Annotated in this window: 25 protein-coding genes; 10 read left to right on the top strand and 15 right to left on the bottom strand. The window is 69.0% G+C overall.

Translation table 11 applies throughout. The features are described 5' to 3' along the window. Window positions 1-12: 12 nt before the first annotated feature. From mrcB to DCD74_RS00865, 5 genes are all read right to left on the bottom strand, one after another. A complete protein-coding gene (gene mrcB, locus DCD74_RS00885; protein ID WP_112925657.1) occupies window positions 13-2,502 on the bottom strand; it encodes a penicillin-binding protein 1B in 2,490 nt (829 codons plus the stop codon). Between the two features lie 131 nt (window positions 2,503-2,633). Further along, window positions 2,634-3,602, bottom strand: coding sequence for a glycosyltransferase family 2 protein (locus tag DCD74_RS00880; protein ID WP_237049630.1), 969 nt, complete (start codon window positions 3,600-3,602; stop codon window positions 2,634-2,636). Then, complete coding sequence (locus DCD74_RS00875) at window positions 3,527-4,516, bottom strand: glycosyltransferase family 2 protein (protein ID WP_237049629.1); 990 nt, start codon at window positions 4,514-4,516, stop codon at window positions 3,527-3,529. The genes DCD74_RS00880 and DCD74_RS00875 overlap by 76 nt, the downstream gene beginning before the upstream one ends. Next, entirely contained in the window at window positions 4,513-5,355 is an 843-nt protein-coding gene (locus tag DCD74_RS00870; protein ID WP_112925655.1) for an NAD-dependent epimerase/dehydratase family protein, read from the bottom strand. The genes DCD74_RS00875 and DCD74_RS00870 overlap by 4 nt, the downstream gene beginning before the upstream one ends. Before the next feature lie 79 nt (window positions 5,356-5,434). After that, window positions 5,435-7,489 (bottom strand): RelA/SpoT family protein, encoded by a 2,055-nt coding sequence (locus DCD74_RS00865; protein WP_112927594.1) that lies wholly within the window; start codon window positions 7,487-7,489, stop codon window positions 5,435-5,437. A 144-nt stretch (window positions 7,490-7,633) separates the two neighbouring features. On the opposite strand from DCD74_RS00865, the gene DCD74_RS00860 reads away from it, so the two are divergent. After that, window positions 7,634-8,131, top strand: coding sequence for a hypothetical protein (locus DCD74_RS00860; RefSeq protein WP_112925654.1), 498 nt, complete (start codon window positions 7,634-7,636; stop codon window positions 8,129-8,131). A 6-nt stretch (window positions 8,132-8,137) separates the two neighbouring features. Here the strand turns inward: DCD74_RS00860 and hrpA are convergent, their stop codons facing one another. Further along, on the bottom strand, window positions 8,138-12,172 hold the full coding sequence (hrpA, locus tag DCD74_RS00855) for an ATP-dependent RNA helicase HrpA (protein WP_112925653.1): 4,035 nt from the start codon (window positions 12,170-12,172) through the stop codon (window positions 8,138-8,140). A gap of 84 nt (window positions 12,173-12,256) precedes the next feature. On the opposite strand from hrpA, the gene DCD74_RS00850 reads away from it, so the two are divergent. Beyond that, a complete protein-coding gene (locus DCD74_RS00850) occupies window positions 12,257-12,802 on the top strand; it encodes a Dps family protein (protein ID WP_112925652.1) in 546 nt (181 codons plus the stop codon). Window positions 12,803-12,820: 18 nt separating this feature from the next. Here the strand turns inward: DCD74_RS00850 and DCD74_RS00845 are convergent, their stop codons facing one another. Genes DCD74_RS00845 through DCD74_RS00825 form a run of 5 tightly spaced genes read right to left on the bottom strand, consistent with a single transcriptional unit; the run spans window position 12,821 to window position 17,020 of the window. Then, complete coding sequence (locus tag DCD74_RS00845) at window positions 12,821-13,729, bottom strand: aspartate carbamoyltransferase catalytic subunit (RefSeq protein WP_162615820.1); 909 nt, start codon at window positions 13,727-13,729, stop codon at window positions 12,821-12,823. Window position 13,730: 1 nt separating this feature from the next. Beyond that, on the bottom strand, window positions 13,731-14,195 hold the full coding sequence (gene ruvX, locus DCD74_RS00840; RefSeq protein ID WP_112925650.1) for a Holliday junction resolvase RuvX: 465 nt from the start codon (window positions 14,193-14,195) through the stop codon (window positions 13,731-13,733). Beyond that, window positions 14,192-14,758, bottom strand: coding sequence for a YqgE/AlgH family protein (locus DCD74_RS00835; protein ID WP_112925649.1), 567 nt, complete (start codon window positions 14,756-14,758; stop codon window positions 14,192-14,194). Before DCD74_RS00835 ends, ruvX begins: the two co-directional genes overlap by 4 nt. A gap of 48 nt (window positions 14,759-14,806) precedes the next feature. Then, complete coding sequence (locus tag DCD74_RS00830) at window positions 14,807-15,940, bottom strand: PilT/PilU family type 4a pilus ATPase (protein WP_112925648.1); 1,134 nt, start codon at window positions 15,938-15,940, stop codon at window positions 14,807-14,809. A 42-nt stretch (window positions 15,941-15,982) separates the two neighbouring features. Continuing rightward, complete coding sequence (locus DCD74_RS00825) at window positions 15,983-17,020, bottom strand: type IV pilus twitching motility protein PilT (protein ID WP_112925647.1); 1,038 nt, start codon at window positions 17,018-17,020, stop codon at window positions 15,983-15,985. A gap of 156 nt (window positions 17,021-17,176) precedes the next feature. On the opposite strand from DCD74_RS00825, the gene DCD74_RS00820 reads away from it, so the two are divergent. The 4 genes from DCD74_RS00820 to DCD74_RS00805 are packed head-to-tail and all read left to right on the top strand — an operon-like array spanning window position 17,177 to window position 19,683. Beyond that, window positions 17,177-17,803 carry a YggS family pyridoxal phosphate-dependent enzyme gene (locus DCD74_RS00820; protein ID WP_237049628.1) on the top strand — a complete coding sequence of 209 codons (627 nt, stop codon included), beginning with the start codon at window positions 17,177-17,179 and terminating at the stop codon, window positions 17,801-17,803. A gap of 28 nt (window positions 17,804-17,831) precedes the next feature. Further along, window positions 17,832-18,674 (top strand): pyrroline-5-carboxylate reductase, encoded by an 843-nt coding sequence (proC, locus tag DCD74_RS00815; RefSeq protein ID WP_112925645.1) that lies wholly within the window; start codon window positions 17,832-17,834, stop codon window positions 18,672-18,674. 2 nt (window positions 18,675-18,676) lie between these two features. Beyond that, window positions 18,677-19,165 carry a DUF4426 domain-containing protein gene (locus DCD74_RS00810; protein WP_162615819.1) on the top strand — a complete coding sequence of 163 codons (489 nt, stop codon included), beginning with the start codon at window positions 18,677-18,679 and terminating at the stop codon, window positions 19,163-19,165. Next, window positions 19,165-19,683, top strand: a complete 519-nt coding sequence (locus DCD74_RS00805; RefSeq protein WP_237049676.1) for a GNAT family N-acetyltransferase — start codon at window positions 19,165-19,167, stop codon at window positions 19,681-19,683. Before DCD74_RS00810 ends, DCD74_RS00805 begins: the two co-directional genes overlap by 1 nt. Here DCD74_RS00805 and DCD74_RS00800 read toward each other — a convergent pair. Genes DCD74_RS00800 through DCD74_RS00785 form a run of 4 tightly spaced genes read right to left on the bottom strand, consistent with a single transcriptional unit; the run spans window position 19,653 to window position 21,669 of the window. After that, window positions 19,653-20,477, bottom strand: coding sequence for a cobalamin-binding protein (locus tag DCD74_RS00800; protein ID WP_112925643.1), 825 nt, complete (start codon window positions 20,475-20,477; stop codon window positions 19,653-19,655). The genes DCD74_RS00805 and DCD74_RS00800 overlap by 31 nt on opposite strands. Beyond that, window positions 20,474-20,830, bottom strand: coding sequence for a hypothetical protein (locus DCD74_RS00795; RefSeq protein ID WP_112925642.1), 357 nt, complete (start codon window positions 20,828-20,830; stop codon window positions 20,474-20,476). The genes DCD74_RS00800 and DCD74_RS00795 overlap by 4 nt, the downstream gene beginning before the upstream one ends. Continuing rightward, window positions 20,830-21,432 carry a pyridoxamine 5'-phosphate oxidase gene (pdxH, locus tag DCD74_RS00790; protein ID WP_112927592.1) on the bottom strand — a complete coding sequence of 201 codons (603 nt, stop codon included), beginning with the start codon at window positions 21,430-21,432 and terminating at the stop codon, window positions 20,830-20,832. Before pdxH ends, DCD74_RS00795 begins: the two co-directional genes overlap by 1 nt. Window positions 21,433-21,465: 33 nt before the next feature. Further along, entirely contained in the window at window positions 21,466-21,669 is a 204-nt protein-coding gene (locus DCD74_RS00785; protein ID WP_112927591.1) for a dodecin family protein, read from the bottom strand. A gap of 80 nt (window positions 21,670-21,749) precedes the next feature. On the opposite strand from DCD74_RS00785, the gene DCD74_RS00780 reads away from it, so the two are divergent. Genes DCD74_RS00780 through hemE form a run of 4 tightly spaced genes read left to right on the top strand, consistent with a single transcriptional unit; the run spans window position 21,750 to window position 24,746 of the window. Further along, window positions 21,750-22,286 carry a shikimate kinase gene (locus DCD74_RS00780; protein WP_112925641.1) on the top strand — a complete coding sequence of 179 codons (537 nt, stop codon included), beginning with the start codon at window positions 21,750-21,752 and terminating at the stop codon, window positions 22,284-22,286. After that, on the top strand, window positions 22,283-23,368 hold the full coding sequence (aroB, locus tag DCD74_RS00775; RefSeq protein WP_112925640.1) for a 3-dehydroquinate synthase: 1,086 nt from the start codon (window positions 22,283-22,285) through the stop codon (window positions 23,366-23,368). Before DCD74_RS00780 ends, aroB begins: the two co-directional genes overlap by 4 nt. Before the next feature lie 45 nt (window positions 23,369-23,413). Beyond that, window positions 23,414-23,668, top strand: a complete 255-nt coding sequence (locus DCD74_RS00770; RefSeq protein ID WP_112925639.1) for a WGR domain-containing protein — start codon at window positions 23,414-23,416, stop codon at window positions 23,666-23,668. 10 nt (window positions 23,669-23,678) lie between these two features. Then, window positions 23,679-24,746: a uroporphyrinogen decarboxylase gene (gene hemE / locus DCD74_RS00765; protein WP_112925638.1), complete on the top strand. Its 1,068-nt coding sequence runs from the start codon at window positions 23,679-23,681 to the stop codon at window positions 24,744-24,746. Window positions 24,747-24,752 lie beyond the last annotated feature (6 nt).

Here is a 24,752-nt window from a genome sequence, read left to right as displayed (position 1 = left end):
TCGCTGCCGCCCTCATCGCGATGGCGGCGGTGGAGGCGGCGGCTGCGGCGCGGGCGGCGATGCCGATGGCGGCGTGGTGGCCGGGTCCTGCGGTGGGCGGCGATCGCCCAGGCCGAAGAATTCGCGCCAGCCACCCCCTTCGTCTTCGGCTGGCGGCGCGGTGATCGGGTTGCCGTATTCGTCGTACTGCACTTCCGGCGTGGGCGGCGCGATCACGCAGGCCTGGTAGGCCGGCGCATAGCCACGCACGAAGGCGAAGCGGCGCGCACCCGGGCAGGCGGCATCGGTGGCATGGCTGCCATCCACCCACTGCCAGTCGATGCCGTCATCGCCCACTTCCAGCGGCTGGCTCGGCAGGCGCGAGAAGATGCCCGACCACACGCGCATCGCGCCGGTCGCGCCGTACAGGCCGGTCGGCTTGTTCTGGTCGTTGCCGACCCAGACCACGGCGAGGTGGTCGCCGGTCCAGCCGGCGAACCAGCTGTCACGGCTGTCGTTGGAGGTACCGGTCTTGCCCGCGGCCTTGAGCCGGCCCAGGCCATCGGCGACCAGCTGCCGCCCGGTGCCCGAGGACACCGCCTGCTGCAGCGCGATGGTCACCAGCCGCGCGGCGATGGCATCACCCTTCTGCGCCGGCGCCGGCGCGTTGTCGTAGCGGTTGATCGCGCGGCCCTTGGGGTCCAGCACGCCTCGCACCGCATGCAGCGGCTGCACTTCGCCCCCGGAAGCGAGGAACTGGTAGAGCTGCGCCATCGCGTACGGGCTCTGGTCGGTGGCGCCGAGCAGCAGCGAGGGATTGGTCTGCGGCTCGATGCCGGCCAGCGTGCGGGTCAGCTGCGCCACGCGCTCCGGCCCCACATCCATGCCCAGCCGCACCGTCGCCAGGTTGTAGGACTGCGCCAGCGCATCGATGACGCGCACGGTGCCGTGGCTGCGGCCATCGGAATTGCCGGGCGACCAGCCCTGGCCATTGCCCTGGCGGATGGTCAGCGGCGAATCATCGACATAACTCGCCAGTGACCACTTGCCCGGCTGCGCCAGCGCCAGCAGGTAGACGAAGGGTTTGATGATGGAACCGACCGGGCGCTGCGCCTCGATCGCACGGTTGAAACCGGGGTTGGAGAAGTCGCGGCTGCCGACCGCGGCGACCACCTGGCCGGTGTGCACATCGGTCATCACCAGGCCGGCTTCGAGCGGCGCGTTCTTGCGCGGGCCGAGCGATTTCAGCGTGCGCGTCACCGCGCCCTCGGCATAGCCCTGCGCGGAAGGCGACATCGCCGTCATCACCGCCAGCCCCGCGCCCTGCAGCGAATCGGCCGGGTAGTCGCGCACCAGCTGGCGGCGCACCAGATCGACGTAGGCGGGGAAGCGGTTCGGCGCGGCACCACCGGGTTCCTGGCTCACGCCGAGCGGCGCGGCGACGGCGCGGTCGTGTTCCTTCTTGTCGATGATGCCGGTTTCCAGCATCTCGCCCAGCACGAAGTTGCGACGCTCGCGGGCACGCTCGGGATTGCGGCGCGGGTCGTAGTACGACGGGCCTTTGACGATCGCGATCAGCAGCGCGATCTGCTCGTTGCTGAGATCGGACAGGTTGCGGTTGAACCAGAACTCCGATGCCGAAGCCACGCCGTGGATCGCCTGCGAACCCCGCTGGCCCAGGTAGACCTGGTTGAAATAGGTTTCGAGGATGGTGCGCTTGTCGTAGCGCGCCTCCAGGATCAGCGCGTAGAGGATTTCCTTGAGCTTGCGGCTCGGTGTCTGTTCCTTGCCGATGCCGAGCAGGCCGCTGCGTGCCAGCTGCTGGGTCAGCGTGCTGCCGCCCTGCAGGCTCTTGCCGCCGGAGCGCAGCGAGACCCAGACCGCACGCGCCATGCCGGACGGATCGATGCCGTGGTGACGCGCGAAGTCGCGGTCCTCGACCGCCTGCAGGCCGGTGACCAGCGCTTCCGGCACTTCGTCCAGACTGACCAGGCGGCGTTCCTCCTGCTTCTGGCCGTAGAGGGTGGCGATGCGGGCGGGGTCGAGGCGTGCGGCGCGCACATTGGCCTTGCCGCCGATACCGCGCACCGAAGCCACTTCACCGCTACCCAGCGACACCTGGATGCGCTGCGGTGCGATACGGCCTTCGACATCGTAATAACCGCGGCTGGAGATGGTGAAGACGCCGCCCTTGCGTGCATAGCTGCCGGGCTTGCTGCCGACGCCGTCATCGCGATAGGCGGCGGCATCCAGCTCGTTCTTGAGTGTGCTGGCATCCATCGCGATGCCGGGTTCCAGCTGCAGCGGACGCGCATAGACGCGCGTGGGCAACTGCCACTTCAGTTCGCCGAAACGCTGGCTGACCTGGTGGTTGAGATAGAGGGTGTAGGGGATGAGGAAGCCGAGCCCGATGCCCATGACCGCCAGCGCGACGACCAGCAGCCGACGGCCCCACCCCGATCCGACCTCCGCAGTCTCGTCCGCGTCGTCGAAATCGGGATCGTCGTAATCGTATTTGGCCATGCGGGAAGGGGCGATGCGCGGCGCGCGAAATGGGGCGGAGGCCGCAGTCTAGCCCAGATGCCGGGGCCGCCCGCGTGCCGGAAGTTCAGCGGCCGGCGTGCGGTTTGGGTCCCGTTCTGCCTAGGATTCCGTCACGCAGCCCTGCCAGCATCGCGCCTGCATTGCGGCCGCGCGGCGGCACCAGCAGCGAGAAACGCAGCAGCTTGAGCAGCGCGCGGGGGATGTCCTGCACGATCCAGACAAACGGCGTCGCGCTGCGCCGGTACAGCAGCACGCGGTTGCGCATCATGTAGTAGAGCCGCAGCGGCGAATGCACGAAGCTGGCGCCGAGCGCCATCCGGCGGATGCCGTCGCCGATGCGGTGGCCCATGCGGGCATCGCCAACGCCATGCAGCGCGTATCCCGCACGCCGCGCACGGAACGAACGACCATTCCATGTCCACGTTGTCGATGAACAGCGCTTCGTCCATCCCGCCGATGGCATCCAACGCGACCAGCGGCACCAGGCTGCCCGAGGTGATCAGGAAGTCGCAGTACACGCATTCGCCGGGCACCGCAGGGATCTTGCGGTTGAGCGGAAAGCCCACCCGCACGAAGGGCGCGGCCTCGCCGGTGCGCAGGTCCTCGGCGACCGGGCCCACCGCCGCGACGGTTTCCTGTGATTGAAGTCGCGCGAGCGCCAGCGAAAGTTTTTCGACCATGTCCGCCGCGGGCAGGCTGTCCTGGTCCATCAGCAAGACGTGCGTCGCGCCCAGGGTGCGTGCGACCGCGATGCCCTGGTTGAGCGCGGCGGCGATGCCGAGGTTGTTTCGATTGCGCAGCAAGCGCGCCTTGAACGTGTGTCCAAGCGCCTGCAGGTCGGCGGCCACTTCGGTGCCGGAGGCGTTGTCGACGATGACGGCCTGCGCCACCTGCGGGCGCAGCCGCGCCAGTTGCGCATGCAGCGCGGACAGGTCCGGCTGGAAGGTGACGATGATGGCGGTCACCGACGACATGGGTATCGATGGAATGGCTGCGGGCTGCATCAGTCGATTCTCAGCAGGTCGGTCATCACCGAACGCCAGCCCGAACCGAAACGCGCGTAACGCCCGCTGCGCCATTCGCGGAGCACTTGCGGTATGCGGGCGGGGAATGAGGCGGCGAGATGGGCGCGGGCTTGGGCGTGGGTGAGGCGGTCCGCGATCGCATCGGTGTGACCCGACGACGCATACGTCGATGCCACGTGCCGCGCAAGCCCCTGGAAGCGCAGCGCCGCACGCTGCATGAATGCATTGCGCGCCTTGCCGATGCCGACCTGCTGCAGGCCAACGTTCTCCCGCACTCCGATCTGGTTCCCGCCATGCTGCCGGTAATCGATCACGGCTTCTTCCAGCGTGTCGGCTTCGCCCAGCATCGCGCCGATCAGCGCCAGCCATTCGTCGTGGGCCCAGTGGTCGGCGACCGGCAACGCATCGCGCAATACCTCGCGGCGCAGGGCCATCGCCGCGCCGGTCACGATATTCCGCCGCAGCAGCACGTCGAAGCCGCGCCCCGCATGCATCGCCGTCATTTCTGCCGGCGTCACTTCCAGCACCTGCAGCAGGCGCCGGCCCAGATCGCGCCCTTCGCCATCCACCAGCCGCGCATCGCCGTGCAGGACCATCAGGCTGGGGCGTCGCGCGAATTCCGCCAGCATCCGTTCGATCTTGCGCGAATGCCAGACATCGTCCTGGTCGCAGGGAAACAGCACCTCGGCATCGGCCCGCTGCAGGGCCTGCTCGAAATGGCGCACGTAGCCGAGGTTCGCGTCATTGCGATGGAGGATGACCTCGCATCCCGCCTGCGCGCGTTCGCGGCCGAATGCCTGCAGCAGGTCCCAACCCGCATCGGAGGACACATCGTCGGACAGCACATAGACATCCGGCTGGCGTGTCTGCGCCCGCAGGCTGTCGAACTGCGCGGGCAGGAAGCGTTCGCCGTTGTAGCTGCACAGCACCACCGCGCTGCGCGGCATGGCGGACACGGAAGCGCTCACTTCGCCGCCTCCCGCCACTGTGCCGGGCCGGGTGAAAAGCCGCGCGGCTTCACGCCCAGGATTTTTTCCAGCCGCGTGTTGTCGGCCAGCAGGTCCTGGTCGATGCGCGAGACGAAACCGCGCAGTCCCGGCCGCAAGACAGCCGCCAAGGCCAGGGCGACGCGCGGCACCGGCAACGGCAGGGTCCACGCGGGCAGGCCGGCGCGCACGCGGCGAAACATGGCATCGATGCGCAGGCGCTCGCCGCCGCCGATCTCGATGATCCTTCCGATGGCGGCATCCCGGTGAAGCGCGCGCCATGCCGCGAGCGCGACATCCTCCGCATGCACCGGCTGGCGCATGCCGCGGCCGCGCGGATACGGAAACACCCGCGTGCGCGCCGCGCGCCGCGCCACCGGGCTGATGTTCCGGTCGATGCCGAGGCCGTAGATCATCGTCGGGCGCAACACGGTCCAGCCGATGCCGAGCCGCTCGCATTGCGTGACAAGTGCCGCCTCGGCCTCGCGCAGTGAAGCGGACAGTGCGCGGTCTTCGGCGACGGACGAGTCGCGCTTGCTCACCGCGCTCATCGAACTGGTCGCGACCAGCCGGCGGCACGGGGCGTCATCCAGCGCGGCCAGCGCATCGGCCAGCGCCTGCATGGGCCCGAAGCTGATCACCGCATCGAAGCGCCCGATCGCCGGCCAGCCATCGCCCAGATCGGCCTGCTGCCAACGCACCGACGCGTCATCCGCCACGGCATTGCGGCTCAACGCGACGACTTCATGCCCCTGTTCATGCAGCAGCGCGCGCAAGGCAACGCCGACCTGGCTGGTGGCGCCGGTCAGCAGCACGCGCATCGGGGAAACGGAGTCGATCAAGGCGGGAGAAGGCGAGGAAGAACCGGCGCAGTCTATCGCCGCGCCGGGCATGGCCGGCTCAGCCGCCACGCCGCGCATCCAGCACGCCGGGCAGCGCGGACAGCTTGCCGAGCAGTTGCGAGAGCTGGCCGATATCGCGCACCTCCACGCCGATCAGCAGGCGCTGCCGTCCGTCGCGCGAGGCGCCATCGCCACGGATCGCCCGCACCATCACGCCTTCCTGCGCGATCAGGTTGCTGACATCGCGCAGCCAGCCCTTGCGGTCGATGCCGTCCACCACGATGTCCACGCCCTGTCGCGGCGCGGCATCGCCCCAGTCCACCGGCATCAGGCGCTCGGGTTCGCGTGCCGACATGCGCTTGAGCGCGGCGCAGTTGGCGCGATGCAGCGACAGGCCGCGGCTGCGGGTGAGATAGCCCACCACCGGCTCGCCCGGCAGCGGCTGGCAGCAGCGCGCCACGTTGACCAGCAGGTTGTCGACGCCACCCACCGACACGCCCGCCGGCGCCGACTGCGCAGGCCGCGATGCGGCGACCGGCATCTCTTCGGTCACCGGCTCGGGCGGACGCCGCGCGTCGTTGAGTGCGCGCACCACCTGGCTCGGGCCGATCTCGCCGAGCGCCACCTGCACCTGCAGTTCGTCCACGCTGTCGAGGTGGAAACGCGCCAGCGCCGGGGCGAGGTCGGCATCGGACAGGCCCATGCGCTTCAGTTCGCGTTCCAGCATTTCGCGGCCGGCCTGCTGGTTGCGGTCACGATCGAGCCGGCGGAACCACGCCCGCACCTTCTCGCGCGAACGCGGGCTGGCAAGGAAACGGTTGCCCGGCAGCAGCCAGTCGCGGCGCGGTTCGCCGGTCTTGCCGACCATCACTTCGACGCGCTCGCCGGTGGCCAGCTTGTAATCGAGCGGCACGATGCGCCCATCCACCTTCGCGCCCCGGCAGCGATGGCCGATGTCGGTATGCACGCGGTAGGCAAAATCCAGCGGCGTCGCGCCGGCCGGCAGGTCGATGACCTCGCCCTTCGGCGTCAGCGCATAGACGCGTTCCTCCACCAGTTCCTGGTCAAGGTCGGCGCGCAGTTCGGCATCGCTCTCGTCGCGCGCGGCATCGAGCAGCCGGCGCATCCACGCCACCTTGCGTTCCAGCGCCACATCGCCGGCACCGCCTTCCTTGTAGCGCCAGTGCGCGGCCACGCCCAGTTCGGCATGGCGATGCATCTCGCGGGTGCGGATCTGCACCTCGACCACCTTGCCTTCGGGGCCGGACACGCAGGTGTGCAGCGAGCGGTAATCATTGGCCTTGGGTCGCGCGATGTAGTCATCGAACTCGCCCGGCACCGGCATCCACAACGCATGCACCAGGCCGAGCACCGCGTAGCACTCCGGCGTGGTGTCGACCAGCACGCGCACGGCGCGCAGATCGTGCAGGCCTTCGAAGGCGAGATGCTTCTTCTGCATCTTCCGCCACACGCTGTAGAGGTGTTTGGAACGCCCGGCGACTTCGGCGTCGATGCCGTGCGTGGCCAGCGCTTCACCGAGCGCCGACTTCACCACTTCGATATAGCTTTCGCGCCCGCGCCGGGTGTCGTCCATCAGGCGCGCGAGGCGGCGGTACTGCTCGGGTTCGAGCACGCGGAAGCTGAGATCTTCCAGCTCCCACTTCAATTGCCAGATGCCGAGCCGGTTCGCGAGTGGCGCGTGGATGTCGCGGGTCAGCCGCGCCAGCGTGCGCGCGTCTTCACCCTCTTCCACCGATGCACCGCGCAGCCGCACCAGATGGCGCGCCAGCAGGATCGGCACCACGCGCAGGTCCTGGCTCATCGCCAGCAGCAGGCGGCGCAGGCCTTCAGGATCGCCGCCCTGCCCCTGCTCGGCATGCAGCGCGCGCACCTGCGATTCCGCTTCCAGCCCATCGAGCAACTGGCGCAGACGCGCGGGCATGTCGATGCCGCGCATGTCGATGCCGCTGCTGCGGGCGGCGTCGAGGACGGCGGCGGCCAGCATGTCGGCATCGGCATTGAGGCCGGCCAGCAACTCGAAGATGGCCGGCAACGGCAAGGCCGCCTGATCGCTGATGCCCTGCGGCAGCGCCGTCGCCAGCCACGCACGCATGTCGGCGCCCAGCGCATCGGCGGTGGGCAGCGCGAACAACACGTTCAGGGGCGTGGTGGGGGCCACGGCGGCATCGATTCCGGGGGACGCATTCAGCAATACGGTATGGCTACACTACCGGCAACCCCAGCGATTGGAAGCCCCATGCGCGCGATCCGCCCGTTCATCGCCATCGTCCTGACGCTTGCCTCGTTCACCGCGTTCGCTCAGTCGCGGGAGGCCGCGCCCATCGAGCGGCAGATGACCGCCGACGAATTCAAGGCCGCCGGCCTCGACAAGCTGTCGGCAGAGGAACTGGCCCGCCTCAACGCGTGGCTGTCGCGCAATGCGCCCGACAAGGCGGCGATCGAACAGGCGCGCGAGGAAGGCCGGCAGGAAGTGGTGAAGAAGCACAAGGGTTTCTTCGATTTCGGCGATGGCCAGCCGATCACGAGCCGTCTTGTCGGCGAGTTCAAGGGCTTCGATGCCAAGCGCCAGTACACGCTTGAAAACGGCGAAGTCTGGCAGCAGACCGACGCGACCACGCTCTACGGCGTGCGCGGCACCAACCTGCCGGTGACGATCCGCCCGGGCGCGCTCGGTGCGTGGTGGATGCGCGTGGAAGGCAGTGGCGTGCAGGCCAAGGTCAAGCGCATCAAGTAAGCGGCATCACCCGTTCGCGAGCCGCGCGATGCGCGCGGCCAGTTTCTTTGCCGAGACGCCGCCCTTCGCGCCGAGTTCCTGCGCGAAGGTCGCCACGCGCAGCTCTTCCAGCTCCCAGCGCAACGCGCGTGCTTCGGGATGCAGCGGGTCGGCATCGGCCAGCGCGTCGGCGAAGGGTTTCAGCTCCAACATCCGCGTCTGGTCTTTCTGCGGGTCGCGCTGCGCACGTTCGGCACGCAGCGACAACGCCTTGAGGTAGCGCGGCAGATCGGCGAGCGCCTGCGCCGGCGTCTCGCGCAGGAAACCGGGCGCGGCGAGCGCGGCCAGATGCGCGCGCATGTCGTCCAGATTGCCGCTGGCCCAGCCCATCAGTTTCGATTCCAGCTTGGCGCGCACTTCGGCGACACCGGCGAGGATCGCCTCGGCCTGCTGCAGCCGGCGCATCGCTTCGCCGAACAGCGTCTTGCCGATGACGTCCGCCTGCTGCGCAAAGGCATCCGCATCCCGCACATCGCCCAGCCCTTCGGCGGTGAGCGCGGCGAAGGCGCCTTCGACCAGATCCTCGCGCAGCTGATCGGCATCGCGCGCGACCGGCTTGCGCAACGCCTCGACCTTGCTCGGCGCGTGATCGATGGCGGCATACAGCAGGCCGGTCTTGGGCGGGATCGGCAGCTGCCGGCGTGCCTGCTTGAGCTTGTCGGCCAGCGCGATGCGCAGCAGACGGCGCACGCCTTCTGGGTGGTGGTGTTCGGCATTCGCGCGCTGCGCATGCACGTGCAGCGACACCGACTCGCCATCGTCATGCAGCGCGGGGAACGCCGGGATGCCGCCATCGCCCATCACCTGCGACGGAATCGGTGGTTCAGGGAACGCGGTGAGCCCGGCCTTCGCCAGATCCTTCGCGGCCCGCGCGGCGAAGGCACGCTGCGCACGCTGGCCGAACTTCGCACGCAGGTCGGCGAGATCGCGGGAATTCGCCAGCACGTGCTGGCCGGACTCGTCCTGAAGCTGCAGGTTCATGCGCAGATGCGGGTCGATGCCGGCTTCGTCGAAATCCGCCTCCATCACTTCCACGCCCGCCAAGCGCTTGAGGAAACGCGCGAGGCTGGAGGCCATGTCGCCCGGCTCCGGTTCGCGATGCGCCTCGGCGAAGGCGCGGGCGAAATCCGGCGCCGGAACGAAGTTGCGCCGCAGCGATTTCGGCAGCGACTTGATCAGCGCCGCCGCCTTGTCCTGCACGAAGCCGGGTGCAAGCCACGACAGCCGCGCCGCGTCCAACGCGCCGAGCAGGTGCAGCGGCACGGCGAGCGTCATGCCGTCATCGGCGGCACCGGGCTCGAAGCGGTAGCGCACGGCCAGACGCACATCGCCCATCGCCAGATAGGGCGGGAAACGCGCGGCATCTGTTTCGTCCACGACCAGCAGGTCATCGCGCGTCCATTCGAGCGCGGCCTGCGCGTCCTTCGACAAACCCTTCCACCACGCATCCAGCGCCTGCGCGTTGTGGATGTGCGATGGCAGGCGATCGAGATACCACTGCGCCTGCCAGTCCTCGTCGACCACCAGTCCGGCGCGGCGCAGCTTGGCTTCCTCTTCCCTGGCATCGGCGAGCACGCGCAGGTTGCGGGCGAGGAAGCCGCTGCGGGTGTTCACCTCGCCCGGCACCAGCCCTTCGCGCACGAAAATCGCACGCGATTCCTCCGGATACAGCGCGCCGTAATGCACCGGCTTCTTCGGCGCCAGCACCAGCCCGAACAGGCTGATCTGCTCACTGCCGACGACGCGCCCCTGCGAACGCGACCAGTGCGGATCGTGATGACGGCGCGCGAGCAGGTGCGGCACTTCGGCGATCACCCAGTCCGGTTCGATCGCCGCATTGGTGATCGCCCAGACTTTTTCGGTGTCCAGCAGCGTCGCGGAGAGCAGCCACGGCGGCGGCTTCTTCGCCAGCACCGAACCGGGAAACAGCTGGAAGCGGCGACCGCGCGGGCCTTCGTAGATGCCGCGATCACCGAGGTGCGCGACCTGCGTCGGCAGCCCGGCGATCAACGCGCGATGCAGGCGGGCATAGTCAACGTGCGAGGCGGCCTGCGCGGCATCCGGCTGCACATCCGCACGCGTCACGACACGCACCGCTTCACCCTGCCCCGGCTTGCGTGGCCGCTGGCGCTTGTCGGCATTCGCGTCGGTGCGCGCTGATGACGCCTCCACGCGCTGCGTCGCCCAGCCCAGTTCCTCGCATTGCAGCTTGAGCTGGCGATGCAGCTCGCGCCATTCGCGCAGGCGCAGAAAGCCGAGGTAGTGCTTCTCCGCCCATTTGCGCAGCTGCGACTGGCTCAGGTCTTCGTGGGCGATGCGGAAGGCTTCCCACAGTTTCCAGATGCCGATGAATTCGGATTTTGCGTCGGCGAACAGGGCGTGTGCGTTATCGGCGGCGGCGCGTGCATCGGCCGGGCGTTCGCGCGGATCCTGGATGCCGAGGAAGCTGGCGATGGCCAGCATCTCGTGCAGCACGCCGTGTTTATCCGCGGCAATCAGCATGCGCGAGAGCTTCACGTCCACCGGCAGTCTCGCCATCTGCCGCCCGATGGCGGTCAGCTTGCGATGGGCATCCACCGCACCGAGCTCGGCCAGCTGCTGCCAGCCATCGGCCACCGCGCGCGGGTCCGGCGGCTCCAGGAACGGGAAGGTCTCGATGTCGCCCAGCCCGATGCTCAACATCCGCAAAATCACGCCGGCCAGCGCGGAACGGCGGATCTCGGGGTCGGTGAATTCACTGCGCGCACCGAAATCAGCATCCGAATACAGCCGGATGCAGACGCCATCGGCGACGCGCCCGCAGCGACCGGCACGCTGGTTGGCGCTGGCCTGCGAGATCGCCTCGATGTGCAGGCGGTCCAGTTTCTGGCGCGGGCTGTAGCGCTTGACCCGCGCGAAGCCGGGATCGACCACGTAGCGGATACGCGGCACGGTCAGCGAGGTCTCGGCCACATTGGTCGCCAGCACGATGCGCCGCTGCGGGCCGGGCTGGAACACCTTGTCCTGGTCCTTGGCGGAAAGCCGCGCGTACAGCGGCACGACTTCCGTATGCCGGTATTTGCGCCGTTCCAGCGCCAGGTGCGCGTCGCGGATCTCGCGCTCGCCCGGCAGGAAGATCAGCGTGTCGCCCAGCGGATTCTCGCGGGTGATTTCGTCGCAGGCGGCGACGATGCCGTCGAGCACGGTGCGTTCGCCATCGTCCTCTCCTTCGCCTTCCAGCGGGCGGTAACGATGCTCGACCGGGAAAGTGCGGCCCTCCACTTCCACCACCGGCGCGCCTTCGAAATGCGCGGCGAAACGCATGGTGTCGATGGTGGCCGAGGTGACGACCAGCTTCAGGTCCGGGCGCTTCGGCAACAGCTGCTTGAGGTAGCCGAGCAGGAAGTCGATGTTGAGGCTGCGCTCGTGCGCCTCGTCGATGATGATCGTGTCGTACTTCGACAGCCAGCGGTCGGTCTGGATCTCGGCCAGCAGGATGCCGTCGGTCATGAACTTGATCGCGGTGGCATCGCCGACCTGGTCGTTGAAGCGGACCTGGAAACCAACCGCGCCGCCCATCGGCACCTGCAGTTCCTCGGCCACGCGCCGCGCCACCCACCGCGCGGCGATGCGGCGTGGCTGGGTGCAGCCGATCATCCCGGCCGCGCCACGCCCGGCCTGCAGGCAGAGCTTGGGCAACTGCGTGGTCTTGCCGCTGCCGGTCTCGCCGGCGATCACCACGACCTGATGCGTGCGGATCAGTTCGACGATCTCGTCGGCGTGCGCGGCAATCGGCAGCTCGGCGTTGATCGTGGCGACGGGCAGTTGCGCGGCGCGGGTTTCGCGCGCGGCGACCGAGGCTTCCAGCTTGTGGGCGAAGGCATCGCGCAACGCGACATCGCCCGGCTTCGCCTGCCACTTCGCCAGCAGGCCCAGTAAGCGGCCACGGTCACGCGTCGACGCGCCTTCGATGGCGCGCCGTGCCTGTCGTATCGCCTGTTGCGGGTCAGCCGTCATAGCCATCGTCGATCGCCGCCATCGCGGCATTCCATTTCACCTTTGCGTGAGGGGGCGCTATTGTCACCGTGAATCATATGGAGGCACCCCATGAGCAAATCCAAGACCCCGAAGGCCGCCAAGAGCGCCGCCGCATCCACCATCGCGGCGACCGGCGCGCCGGCCATCGACATCGGCCTGAAAACCGCCGAACGCGCGGCCATCGCCAAGCAGCTCTCGCATTTCCTCGCCGACAGCTACACGCTCTACCTCAAGACCCACAACTTCCACTGGAACGTGACCGGGCCGATGTTCAACGCCCTGCACACCATGTTCGAGACCCAGTACACCGAGCAATGGACCGCGCTGGACGAGATCGCCGAGCGCATCCGCGCACTGGGCTACAACGCGCCGGGCAGCTATGCCGAATTCGTGAAGCTGGGTTCCATCGCCGAGGAGCCGGGCCTGGGCGACACCGCCGACTGGCGCGAGATGGTGCGCCAGCTGACCGTGGGCAACGAGGCCGTCTGCCGCACCGCGCGCAAGGCGCTGAAGGTGGCCGATGACGCCGGTGACGACCCCAGCGTGGACCTGCTCACCCAGCGCCTGCAGACCCACGAGAAATACGCCTGGATGCTGCGCTCGCTGCTGCAGTGATCCCACCGGGACGCGCGTTCAACCGAGCGCGCGTTCCAGCACCGCCATCCGCACCTTCACCCCGTTGGCGACCTGGCGCAGGATCACCGACTGCGGGCCATCGGCCACCTCGTCGGTGATTTCCACGCCGCGGTTCATCGGGCCGGGATGCATGACGATGGCATCGGGTTTCGCGCCACGCAGGCGTGCCGTGGTGATGCCGAAGTCGCGGTGGTAGCCGTCCAGCGACGCGACCAGCCCGTCTTCCATCCGTTCGCGCTGCAGGCGCAGCGTCATCACCACATCGGCGTCGCGCAGGGCGGCGTCGAGGTCATCGGTCACCCGCGCACAGCCGGACAGCGTGTCGTCGCCTGGCAGCAGGGAGGCGGGGCCGCAGGCGCGGATCTCGCCGACGCCGAGCTTCGACAGGGCCACCAGATCGCTGCGGGCCACGCGCGAATGGCGGATGTCGCCGATGACCGCCACCTTCAGGCCGCTGAAATCCGCGCCCTTGGCTTCGCGGATGGTCAGCATGTCGAGCAGGCCCTGGGTGGGATGTTGATGGCGGCCGTCGCCGGCGTTGATCAGCGCGGTATCCGGCCCGGCCTGTGCGGCGAGCGCGGCCACGGCGCCGTCCTCGCGATGGCGCACCACGAAGCCGCGCACGCCCATCGCCTCGATGTTCTTCAAGGTGTCGAGCGCGGTCTCGCCCTTGGTGGCGGAGGAGGTCGCCGCCTCGAAGCCCAACACATCCGCGCCGAGCCGCTGCGCCGCGCGCTGGAAGCTCAGGCGGGTGCGCGTGGAAGGCTCGAAGAACAGCGTGCACACGCCGATGCCGGCCAGCCGGTCGCGTGCGTCGATGCCGTCACCGAACTGCGCGGCACGCTCAAGCAGGGCGACGATCTCCGCGCGGTCAAGGTCGTGCAGGGACAGCAGGTGCTTGGGCATGTCAGGACTCCGTGTTGGCCGGCAGTTCGGTCGCGGTGGCGGGGGCCGCGATCCAGCGGTCGAGGATGACGGCGGCGGCCACCGCGTCGAGTTGTTCGGCATCGCGGCGGCGGCGCTGGCCTTCGGCTCGGGCCACGGCGAAGCGCTGCGCGGCCTCGATGCTGCTGCTGCGTTCGTCGATCATCAGCACCGGCAGTTTGAAGCGTGCCTGCAGCGCCTTCGCGAAACGCATCGCGCGTTGCCGCGAGGACTGATCGCCACCGTCGAGCGTCATCGGGTCGCCGACGATGAAGCCGGCCGGCATCCATTCGCGCCTGAGCTTGTCCACGTGCGCCCAGTCGGCCACGTCATCGCGCATGTCGACCACGGCGATGCCGCGTGCGCCCGCGCCGAGCGCGCTGCCGACGGCCACGCCGATCCGCCGCGCACCGACATCGAACGCCAGCATCGTGCCATCCAGCCTCATGCACGGCCGCTGTAGTGGGTCATCTGCATCAGGTTGACCCCGATGCGCCCGGCCGCGGCCAGCCAGCGTTGCTCCAGCGGCTGTTCGAACAGCAGGTCGGCGTCGGCCGGCGCGGTCATCCAGCTGTTCTCGGCAATCTCCTGCTCCAGCTGGCCCGGGCCCCAACCGGCGCAACCCAGCGCGACCAGCGCCTGTGTCGGGCCTTCGCCGGCGGCCAGCGCCTCCAGCACATCACGCGAGGTGGTCAGCGACAGGCCGTTCGGCAGGCGGATGCTGGAATCCCATTCGCGCTCGCCGTCGTGGAGCACGAAACCGCGCTCGGCGTGCACCGGGCCACCGGCGACGACCGGGCGCGCGCGCAACTCGGGTGCGCCGCCTTCGACCTGGATCTGGTCGAACAGGTCACCGACGCTGAACTCGGACTCGCGGTTCACCACGATGCCCATCGCGCCATTGGCGTCGTGCTGGCAGATCAGCACCACGCTGCGGGAAAAATTGGGATCGGCCAGTGCCGGCAGCGCGATCAGCAGCTGCTGCGAGAACGGGGAAACGGATTCGGACATGGCGTCAGTTTAACGCCGTGCCCATGGGCGGCCAGGCCGCCCGCTCCGTCACTTGACCTCGGCGACTTCCACGCCATCCATGCCCTGCGCCAGCGTGCGGGCATCGCCCGACTGCGCCAGCTTGATCTTCAGGCGGACCTCGTTCTGCGAGTCGGCGTAGCGCAGCGCGTCGTCGTAACTGATCTCGCCGGCCTGGTAGAGCTCGAACAGGCTCTGGTCGAAGGTCTTCATCCCGAGCTGGGTGGAGTCCTTCATCACTTCCTTCAGCTTGTGGACCTCGCCGTCGCGGATGTAGTCCTGCACCAGCGGCGTGCCCAGCAGGATCTCCATCGCCACCCGGCGGCCCTTGCCGTCCGAACGCGGCACCAGCTGCTGCGCGACCACGCCCTTGAGGTTGAGCGAAAGATCCATCAGCAACTGGTTGCGGCGGTCTTCCGGGAAGAAGTTGATGATGCGGTCCATCGCCTGGTTGGCGTTGTTGGCGTGCAGCGTGCACAGCACCAGGTGGCCGGTTTCGGCGAAGGCGATCGCATGGTCCATGCCTTCGCGGGTCCGGATCTCGCCGATCATGATCACGTCCGGCGCCTGGCGCAGGGTGTTCTTCAGCGCGTTCTCCCAGCTGTCGGTATCCACGCCGACCTCGCGCTGGGTGACGATGCAGCCCTCGTGGCGGTGCACGAATTCGATCGGGTCCTCGATGGTGATGATGTGGCCGGTCGAGTTCTTGTTGCGGTGGCCGATCATCGACGCCAGCGAGGTCGTCTTGCCGGTACCGGTGGCGCCGACGAACAGGATGATGCCGCGCTTGGTCATCGCCAGCTGCTTGATGATCGGCGGCAGGCTGAGTTCTTCCACCGTCGGGATCTTGGTCTCGATCCGGCGCAGCACCATGCCCACCTGATTGCGCTGGTAGAACGCGGACACACGGAAGCGGCCCACACCCGACAGCCCGATCGCGAAGTTGCACTCATGGGTCTTCTCGAACTCCTCGCGCTGCGGCGGCGTCATCACCGACAACACCAGGTCACGGCTCTGCTGCGGCGTGAGCGGCTCCTCGGTGACCGGCGAGAGCTTGCCGTTGACCTTCATCGACGGCGGCATGCCGGCGGTGATGAACAGGTCGGAGGCGCGCTGCGCGGCCATCAGCTTGAGCAGCGAGGTGAATTCGGTGGGCGTGGTCATGGCATTACTCCAACGTGTGCCGTACGGGGGCCGGCGTGCCGGTCAGTCGAACAGCTTCTTGTCCTTCGCGTATTCGCGGGCCTGCTGCTTGGTGATCTGGCTGCGCGCCACCAGGTCCTGCAGGTGCTGGTCGAGGGTCATCATTCCGTACTGCTGGCCGGTCTGGATGGCCGAATACATCTGCGCCACCTTGTCTTCGCGGATCAGGTTACGGATGGCCGGGATGCCGACCATGATTTCCCAGGCCGCGGTACGACCGCCGCCCACCTTCTTCAGCAGCGCCTGCGCGATCACCGCACGCAGCGACTCGGACAGCATCGAACGCACCATCGGCTTCTCGCCGGCGGGGAACACGTCGATGATGCGGTCGATGGTCTTGGCCGCGCTGGACGTATGCAGGGTGCCGAACACCAGGTGGCCGGTTTCCGCCGCGGTCAGCGCCAGGCGGATGGTTTCCAGGTCGCGCAACTCGCCGACCAGGATGTAGTCCGGGTCTTCACGCAGCGCCGAACGCAGCGCCTCATTGAAGCCGTGGGTGTCGCGGTGGACTTCGCGCTGGTTGATCAGGCACTTCTGCGAGGTATGCACGAATTCGATCGGGTCCTCGACCGAGAGGATGTGGCCGTATTCGTTCTTGTTGATGTGGTCGAGCATCGCCGCCAGCGTGGTCGACTTGCCCGAGCCGGTCGGGCCGGTCACCAGGATCAGGCCCTGCGGCTGGTTCACCAGCTCGCGGAACAGCGGCGGGCAGCCGAGCTGGTCGAGCGTCAGCACTTCCGACGGAATGGTACGGAACACCGCACCGGCGCCGCGGTTGTGGTTGAAGGCGTTGACGCGGAAGCGCGCCAGGCCCGGGATTTCGAAGGAGAAGTCGGTTTCGAGGAATTCCTCGAAGTCGCGGCGCTGCTTGTCCGACATGATGTCGTAGATCAGGCCGTGCACGGTCTTGTGCTCGAGCGGCGGGATGTTGATGCGCCGCACGTCGCCATCGACGCGGATCATCGGCGGCAGGCCCGCCGAGAGGTGCAAGTCGGATGCCTTGTTCTTGACCGAGAAAGCCAACAGTTCTGCGATATCCATATATCTCCCCGTGTCGTGGTCCCGCCCCGGCCACTGCAACCGGCAGAATAACCACATCCCGTTCGCTTTGGCACCCGCTCCGTGACGCCTCCCGCCCCACGCCTTGAAGAATTGCGCGCATCGCTGGCCCGGGCCACGGCCACGGCGGGCCGCGCGATGCCGCGTCTGCTGGCCGTCAGCAAGATGCGTACCAGCGCCGAGATCCGCGCCCTGCACGATGCCGGCCAGACCGCCTTCGGCGAGAACTACGTGCAGGAAGCACTGGGCAAGATGCGCGAACTCGACGGCATCGGCATCGAATGGCACCTGATCGGCCACCTGCAATCGAACAAGGCGCGCGAGGTCGCGGAACACTTCGACTGGGTGCAGTCGGTGGATAGCCCGAAGCTGGTCGAGGCGCTGGCCCGCCACCGCCCTGCATCCATGCCGCCGCTCAACCTGCTGGTGCAGGTGAATGTGGATGACGAAGCCAGCAAGCACGGCTGCACGCCCGACGAGGCCGCCGCGCTCTGTGCCGCCATCGCCGCGCAGCCCGGCCTCGCGCTGCGCGGCCTGATGGCGATTCCCGCGCCGGCCACCGACGAAGCCCGCGCCCGCGCCGCCTTCCATGCGATGCGCGTCCTTTTCGACCGTCTGCGCGGCGACTTCCCGCAGATGGACACGCTGTCGATGGGCATGAGCGACGACGCCGCGCTGGCCATCGCCGAAGGCAGCACGATGGTCCGCATCGGCACCGCGCTGTTCGGTGCGCGTCCGCCGAAAACGGCCGACGGTCTATCCTGAAACTCCATCCCCCACCTTCCATATCGCCATGACCGACGCCACGCCTTCGCTTCCCGCCATCGCCTTCATCGGCGGCGGCAACATGGCGCGCAGCCTGATCGGCGGCGTGGTGAAGGCGGGCGGCGATGTCGCTTCGATCCGCGTCGCGGAGCCGGTGGACGCGCTGCGCGACGCGCTGCACGCCGACTTCAACGTGCAGGTGTTCGACGATGCCGCACCGGCCGCCACGGGTGCCGAAGTCTGGGTGCTCGCGGTCAAGCCGCAGGTATTGCGCGAAGTCTGCGAAGCGCTGGCCGGGCTGGCGCAGGCGCAACGCCCGCTGGTGGTGTCGATCGCCGCCGGCATCACCTCGGCGCAGATCGCGCGCTGGCTGGGCGGCGGCATCGCCGTGGTCCGCGCCATGCCCAACACGCCGGCCCTGCTCGGCGCGGGCGTCACCGGGCTGTACGCCAACGCCGCCGTGGACGCGGGCGGCCGCGACATCGCCCGGACCCTGCTTGAGAGTGCCGGCGAGACCGTGTGGATCGACGACGAGGCGCTGATGGACGCGGTCACCGCGGTCTCCGGCAGCGGCCCGGCCTACGTGTTCCTGCTGGCCGAGACGATGGTCGATGCCGGCATCGCCGAAGGCCTGGCGCCGGACGCCGCACGCACGCTGGCGCTGCAGACGATCCTGGGCGCGGCACGCATGCTGACCGCCGACGACACCCCGGCCGCCGAACTGCGCCGTCGGGTGACCTCGCCCAACGGCACCACGCAGGCGGCCATCGAAAGTTTCGAACGCGACGGCTTCCGCGACATCGTCGCCCGCGCCGTGCAGGCCGCCCGCGTGCGCGGCGTCGAACTCTCCGCCGCCAACGACGAGGCATGACGATGACGCTTCGCCCCTTCGCAATCGCCGCCCTGTTGTCGCTCGCGCTGCCGCTGGCCGGCTGCAACCGCGCGCCCGCGCCGGTGCCGGCCGTGGCGCCCACCGAATCCGCGCCGGGCAACGCGGCGACCGCCACGCTGGACGGCATCACCCTGGAAGCGCGGCTGGTCAACACCGCCACGCTCGGCGCCGCGATGGCGCGGCAGTACGGCATCCTGCAGGCCGACGACCGCTGGCTGCTGCTGATCACCCTGCGCGATGCCGAAGGCAATGCCGTGCCGGCCGATGCGGTCAAGCTGGACGCCCGCGCCGGCGGCATGACCGACGCGCCGGCGCCGGTCGCGTTGAAGCCGATCACCGTCAATGGCCTGACCGACCTCGTCGGCAGCGTGCAGGCGAAGGCGCCGACGACGCTGCGCATCGAGATCGACGCGGCGCGCGGCGGCTCGACCGCGCAGATGCGCTTCAGCCGCGACCTGCCGGCGCTGTGATCGCGCCCGCATCGGCCATCGTCCTGCGCGACGAGGCGCCGGGCGATGCGGACACCATCGCCGCCGTCACCGAAGCCGCCTTCCGCCACGCCGAACACCGCAGCGGCACCGAGGCATTGATCGTCGCTGCGCTGCGCGGACGCGGCGAATTGACCGTATCGAAGGTGGCGCTGCTCGATGGCCGCATCGTCGGGCATGCCGCCGCCTCGCCGGTCACGGTCGATGGCCACGATCTGGGCTGGTTCGGGCTGGGGCCGGTGTCGGTGCTGCCGGACCGCCAGCGTTCGGGAATCGGCGTGCGGCTGGTCGAAGCCGTACTCAACCAGCTTCGCAACAACAACGCCGGCGGCTGCGTGGTGCTGGGCGACCCGGCCTACTACGCCCGCTTCGGCTTCCAGCCGGATGCGCGGCTGCGCCTGCCCGGCGTGCCCGCCGAATACTTCCAGTCACTTGTTTTCGCCGGCGAAATGCCGACGGGCGACATCGCCTACTCGCCCGCCTTCGACACCCGGGCCTGAGCCTGGCGCGCCGACCATGCGTGGATGATGCGTGCCAGTTCACGCACGCCATCGGTCAACGCGGCGGGGCCGGGCTGCAGGATCAGCGGGGATTTGACCTCATGCAGCTCGCCGTCACGCACCGCCGGGATCGCTTCCCAGCCGGGCCGCGCGGCCACCTTGTCGGGCCGGAACTTCTTGCCGCACCAGCTGCCGATGATGATGTCGGGCGCACGGCGGATGACTTCGCTTGAATCTTCGAGGATCCGGCCCTTCGCCAGCGGCTCGGCGGCGCGATCGGGGAAGATGTCGTCGCCACCGGCGATGGCGATCAACTCGCTCACCCAGCGGATGCCGGTGATCGGCGGCTCGTCCCACTCTTCGAAATACACCCTGGGCCGCGCCGGCAACCGCGCGGATGCGGCGGCGATGGCGTCCAGCCCGCGCTGCAGTTCATCGGCGAATGCATCGGCCTTGCCGGCGACGCCGACCAGCGCACCGAGCCGGCGCACGTAGTCGATGATCTCGCCGACGCCGCGATGGTTGGCGATCCACACCTCCACCCCGCGCCGCACCAGTTCGGCGGCGATATCGGCCTGGATATCGGAAAAGCCGACCACGAAATCCGGCTGCAGCTTGAGGATCTCGTCGATCTTGGCCGAAGTGAAGGCGCTGACCTTCGGCTTCTCCTTGCGTGCCCGCGCCGGCCGCACGGTGAAACCGGAAATGCCGACGATGCGGTCCTGCTCGCCGAGCGCGTAGAGCGTTTCGGTCGGCTCCTCGGTCAGGCAGACGATGCGGCGCGGGCCACTCACGGCGCGGCATCCGGCAGCGGGAACATCGACTCGTCCACGAACACCGCCGGCACTTCCCACGGGTGGTGGGCGTGGATGCCGTCGCGCAGCAGGCGTTCCAGCCGGGCCGGGTCGCGCGGCAGGGCGAATTCGATGCGCACGCTGTCGGCGCGGCTGAGTTCACCACGCGTGCCGAGCGTGGGATGGGCGTCGATGCCGGGGCGGAACTGCTCGGTGACGCCGGGCGAGATCCACATCGCCTCGCTGTAGCCGCCCATCGCCAGGTCATCGACCGCCGCGATGCTGGCCAGCAGCGCATCGACATGCGCAGGCGGCACGAACACGGTGACGCGATAGACCGGCGCCAGCCGCATCAGGGATAGAGCATGCGCTTGGCCCAGCCGCCGGCCTCGTCGCGCTCGTAGAGCCAGCGTTCGTGCAGGCGGAATTTGGCGCCCTGCCAGAACTCGATGGCGCGCGGCACCACGCGGGTGCCGGACCAGTCGTTCGGGCGCGGCACCGGTTGGCCTTCGAACTCGCGCTCGAAGGATTCGATGCGGTGCTCGAAGGTCTCGCGCGCATCCAGCGTGCGCGACTGCTCGGACGCCCACGCGCCGATCTGGCTCAGGCGCGGCCGGCTGGCGAAATAGGCATCGGCTTCGTCATCGCCCACCGCTTCGACACTGCCTTCGATGCGCACTTCCACGCCCGCCTCGCCGACGTGCGGCCACCAGAACAGCAGCGCGGCGTTCGGGTTGGCGGCCAGTTCCGCGCCCTTGCGGCCGTCGGTATGGCTGTAGAACACGAAGCCGCGCGCATCGACCTCCTTCAACAACACGATGCGGGCAGCGGGCCGGCCACGCGCGTCGGCGGTGGCCAGCGTCATGCCGGTGGCGTCGGCCTCGCAGCCCTTCGCCTGTTCGAACCAGCGGGCGAAATGGGCGAGAGCTTCCTGCAGCAACGGGTCGGTATCCATGCCGGCATTGTCGCCCGCCACGACGCCCCGCGACTACTCGACCAGGAAGGTGATCTTGAGGTTGACGCGCCATTCCCTGACGCTGCCGTCGCCATTGGTGACGACCTTGATCTCGTTGACCCACGCGCCCTGGATGCCCTTCACCGTTTCGGCGGTCTTGGACAGCCCGCGCTTGACCGCGTCTTCCATGCTGGTGGGCGATGCGGCATTGACTTCGATGACCTTGGCGACAGTCATGGTGTGCTCCTGTGTCTGCATGGCGGATTGCCACCTGCACCATGGCAGGCGGGTTGTTAAATCCCGGTACGATGCGGGCCATGAAAACCGCCGCCAACCTGGTGCTGGTCGGGCCGATGGGCGCCGGCAAATCGTCGATCGGCAAGCGCCTCGCCCACGCGCTGGCGCTGGAATTCGTCGATGCCGACCGCGTGCTGGAAGCCCGCACCGGCGCGAGCGTGGCCGACATCTTTGCCTGCGAGGGCGAGGCCGGTTTCCGGCGGCGCGAATCCGCCCTGCTCGCCGAGCTGCTGTCCGGCCACGACCAGTTGATCGCCACCGGCGGCGGCGTGGTGCTGGCACCGGCCAACCGTGCCCTGCTCGCCCGCGAAGCCTGGGTGGTGCATCTGGATGTCGGCGTGGACGAGCAGCTGCGCCGGCTCTCGCGCGACCGCACCCGACCGTTGCTGCAACGCCCCGACCGCGAGGCCGTGCTGACCGCGATGGCCGCCGAACGCGCGCCGTTCTATGCCGAAGTCGCCGACCTGCGCCTGTCCACCGACGGCTGCACGCCGGAGCAGGCCTGCCGCGTGCTGCTGCCGCGCATCCGCGAAGCCTGGCGCGGGGAAGCCGCATGACTGCCACGGTGGTGGTCGATGTCGACGGCGGCGCGCCCTACCGCATCGACATCGGCGCGGGACTGCTGGGCGATGGCGCCCGCCTGACCGGACGCTGGCGCGGCCGCCACGCGTTGATCGTGAGCGATGCCCACGTGGCCCCGCATTACGCCGAAGCGCTGGCCGCCACCCTGCGCGATGCCCGCCCCGGAGCCCGCATCGCCACCCACGTCATCGAAGCCGGCGAAGCATCGAAGACGCTGGCGAACTTCAGCGGCGTCATCGACGCCCTGGCCACGCACGGTGCCACCCGCGACGCCTGCGTGTACGCGCTCGGCGGCGGCGTGGTCGGCGACCTGGCCGGATTCGCCGCGGCCTGCTGGATGCGCGGCATCGACTGCGTGCAGCTGCCCACTTCGTTGCTGGCGATGGTCGATTCCTCGGTCGGCGGCAAGACCGCGGTGGACATTCCGGCCGGCAAGAACCTGGTCGGCGCCTTCCACCCGCCGCGCGCGGTGCTGATCGACACCGCCACGCTCGCCACCCTGCCGCCGCGCGAACTGCGGGCGGGGCTGGCCGAAGTGGTGAAGTACGGCGCGATCTTCGACGCCGCCTTCCTCGACTGGCTGGAGGCGAATGCCGACGCGCTGCTGGCGCTCGACGATGCCGCCATCGCCTACGCCATCGCCGCCAGCTGCCGGCACAAGGCGGCGGTGGTTGAACGCGATCCCTTCGAGCATGGCGAACGCGCGCTGCTGAACTTCGGCCACACCTTCGGCCACGCCATCGAAGCCGAACAGGGTTTCGGCGGGCTGGTGCATGGCGAGGCGGTCGCGGTGGGGATGGTGCTGGCGGCGCGGTTGTCGGCGCGGCTCGGACTGGCCGCCGAGGTGGATGCGATGCGGCTTTCCAGATTGCTCGAACGCTTCGGCCTGCCGGTCGCCCTACCCGCCGGGCTCGACGCCGACGCCCTGCTCGCGCGCATGCAGCTGGACAAGAAGGCCGATGCCCGCGGCCTGCGGCTGGTGCTGTGGGACGGCATCGGGCGGGCGCGGATCGTCGCCGGGGTGGCCGCGGCGGACATCCGCGCCGTGCTGGGCTGAGCCCGCGCGGGCCGTCGGCATCGGCCCAAACGCTACAATTTGCCGATGCGACTGCTGCTGCAACAACGGCCCGATGGCCGCGAGGCGCCCCGCTTCGTCCAACTCACCCTGCAGGCCGACCTGTTCGGCGGCTGGGTACTGCTGCGCGAAACCGGGCAGACCGGCAGCCGCAGCACGCTTCGCCGCGAACAGTACGCCGACCAGCCCAGCGCCCTCGCCGCGCTGGAAAAGGCGCGCGACGCGCAACTGAAGAAAGGCTTCCAACTGATGTTCGCGCAGGGCGCGGACACCCCACGCTGACGGACACGACATGACTCCCAAGAACGACCGCTTCCTGCGCGCGCTGCGCCGCGAACCCGTGGACTGCACGCCGGTCTGGCTGATGCGCCAGGCCGGGCGCTACCTGCCGGAATACCGCGCCACCCGCAAAGAGGCGGGCAGCTTCCTGGCCATGGCCAAGAACCCGGAGATCGCCTGCGAAGTGACGCTGCAGCCGTTGCGCCGCTTCCCGCTGGACGCCGCGATCCTGTTCTCCGACATCCTCACCGTGCCGGACGCGATGGGCCTGGGGCTGTATTTCGTCGAAGGCGAAGGCCCCAAGTTCGAACGCCCGGTGCGCGATGCCGCCGCCGTCGCCAAGCTCGCGGTGCCGGACATGGAAACCGAGCTGCGCTACGTGATGGATGCGGTGCGCACCATCCGCCGCGAGCTGGACGACGCGGTGCCGCTGATCGGCTTTTCCGGCAGCCCGTGGACGCTGGCCTGCTACATGATCGAAGGCGGCGGCAGCAAGGACTTCGGCCGCATCAAGGCGATGGCCTACAGCGAACCGGCGTTGCTGCACCAGCTGCTGTCGGTGGTGACCGATGCGGTCATCGCCTACCTCGGCGCGCAGCGCGCGGCCGGCGCGCAGGCCCTGCAGGTGTTCGACACCTGGGGCGGCGTGCTGTCGCCGGCGCTGTACCGCGAGTTCTCGCTCAAGTACCTGCAGCGCATCGCCAGCGAGCTCAAGCGCGGCGAAGGCGCCGAACGCACGCCGCTGATCCTGTTCGGCAAGGGCAACGGCCCCTACATCGACCAGCTCGCCGCCTGTGGCGCCGAAGCGCTGGGCGTGGACTGGACGGTGTCGCTGGAAGACGCCGCCTGGCGCAGCAAGGGCAAGGTGGCGCTGCAGGGCAACCTGGACCCGGCCACGCTCTACGCCAGCCCGGACGCGATCCGCACCCAGGTCCGCGAAGTGCTGGACAGCTACATGCACGGCAACGGCGGCTCGCGCGACGGCCACGTCTTCAACCTGGGCCACGGCATGTCGCCGGACATGGACCCGGAACACGTCGCCGTGCTGGTGGAAGAAGTCCACGCCTACAGCCGGCGCTGATGTGCG

Origin of the sequence: Lysobacter oculi (assembly GCF_003293695.1) — a bacterium.
GTDB classification, from domain to species: Bacteria; Pseudomonadota; Gammaproteobacteria; order Xanthomonadales; family Xanthomonadaceae; genus Solilutibacter; species Solilutibacter oculi.
This window is presented reverse-complemented; position numbering and strand designations above follow the sequence as displayed.

Bases quoted from the DNA above. Each gene is read 5' to 3' on its own strand.
- DCD74_RS00830 (WP_112925648.1), bottom strand. From the start codon at position 15,940: ATGACCACGCCCACCGAATTCACCTCGCTGCTCAAGCTGATGGCCGCG.
- DCD74_RS00780 (WP_112925641.1), top strand. From the start codon at position 21,750: ATGAAAACCGCCGCCAACCTGGTGCTGGTCGGGCCGATGGGCGCCGGC.
- DCD74_RS00870 (WP_112925655.1), bottom strand. From the start codon at position 5,355: ATGCGCGTGCTGCTGACCGGCGCCACCAGCCAGGTCGGCGTTGCCTTG.
- proC (WP_112925645.1), top strand. From the start codon at position 17,832: ATGACCGACGCCACGCCTTCGCTTCCCGCCATCGCCTTCATCGGCGGC.
- DCD74_RS00825 (WP_112925647.1), bottom strand. From the start codon at position 17,020: ATGGATATCGCAGAACTGTTGGCTTTCTCGGTCAAGAACAAGGCATCC.
- DCD74_RS00845 (WP_162615820.1), bottom strand. From the start codon at position 13,729: ATGCCCAAGCACCTGCTGTCCCTGCACGACCTTGACCGCGCGGAGATC.
- DCD74_RS00835 (WP_112925649.1), bottom strand. From the start codon at position 14,758: ATGTCCGAATCCGTTTCCCCGTTCTCGCAGCAGCTGCTGATCGCGCTG.
- DCD74_RS00820 (WP_237049628.1), top strand. From the start codon at position 17,177: ATGCCGCGTCTGCTGGCCGTCAGCAAGATGCGTACCAGCGCCGAGATC.
- DCD74_RS00860 (WP_112925654.1), top strand. From the start codon at position 7,634: ATGCGCGCGATCCGCCCGTTCATCGCCATCGTCCTGACGCTTGCCTCG.
- DCD74_RS00785 (WP_112927591.1), bottom strand. From the start codon at position 21,669: ATGACTGTCGCCAAGGTCATCGAAGTCAATGCCGCATCGCCCACCAGC.
- DCD74_RS00810 (WP_162615819.1), top strand. From the start codon at position 18,677: ATGACGCTTCGCCCCTTCGCAATCGCCGCCCTGTTGTCGCTCGCGCTG.
- pdxH (WP_112927592.1), bottom strand. From the start codon at position 21,432: ATGGATACCGACCCGTTGCTGCAGGAAGCTCTCGCCCATTTCGCCCGC.
- DCD74_RS00880 (WP_237049630.1), bottom strand. From the start codon at position 3,602: ATGGCGCAGCGGGCGTTACGCGCGTTTCGGTTCGGGCTGGCGTTCGGT.
- mrcB (WP_112925657.1), bottom strand. From the start codon at position 2,502: ATGGCCAAATACGATTACGACGATCCCGATTTCGACGACGCGGACGAG.
- DCD74_RS00770 (WP_112925639.1), top strand. From the start codon at position 23,414: ATGCGACTGCTGCTGCAACAACGGCCCGATGGCCGCGAGGCGCCCCGC.
- aroB (WP_112925640.1), top strand. From the start codon at position 22,283: ATGACTGCCACGGTGGTGGTCGATGTCGACGGCGGCGCGCCCTACCGC.
- hrpA (WP_112925653.1), bottom strand. From the start codon at position 12,172: ATGGCTATGACGGCTGACCCGCAACAGGCGATACGACAGGCACGGCGC.
- DCD74_RS00795 (WP_112925642.1), bottom strand. From the start codon at position 20,830: ATGCGGCTGGCGCCGGTCTATCGCGTCACCGTGTTCGTGCCGCCTGCG.
- DCD74_RS00850 (WP_112925652.1), top strand. From the start codon at position 12,257: ATGAGCAAATCCAAGACCCCGAAGGCCGCCAAGAGCGCCGCCGCATCC.
- ruvX (WP_112925650.1), bottom strand. From the start codon at position 14,195: ATGAGGCTGGATGGCACGATGCTGGCGTTCGATGTCGGTGCGCGGCGG.
- hemE (WP_112925638.1), top strand. From the start codon at position 23,679: ATGACTCCCAAGAACGACCGCTTCCTGCGCGCGCTGCGCCGCGAACCC.
- DCD74_RS00865 (WP_112927594.1), bottom strand. From the start codon at position 7,489: ATGCGTGCGTGGCTGGCGACGGCGCTGCCGCAGGGCATCAGCGATCAG.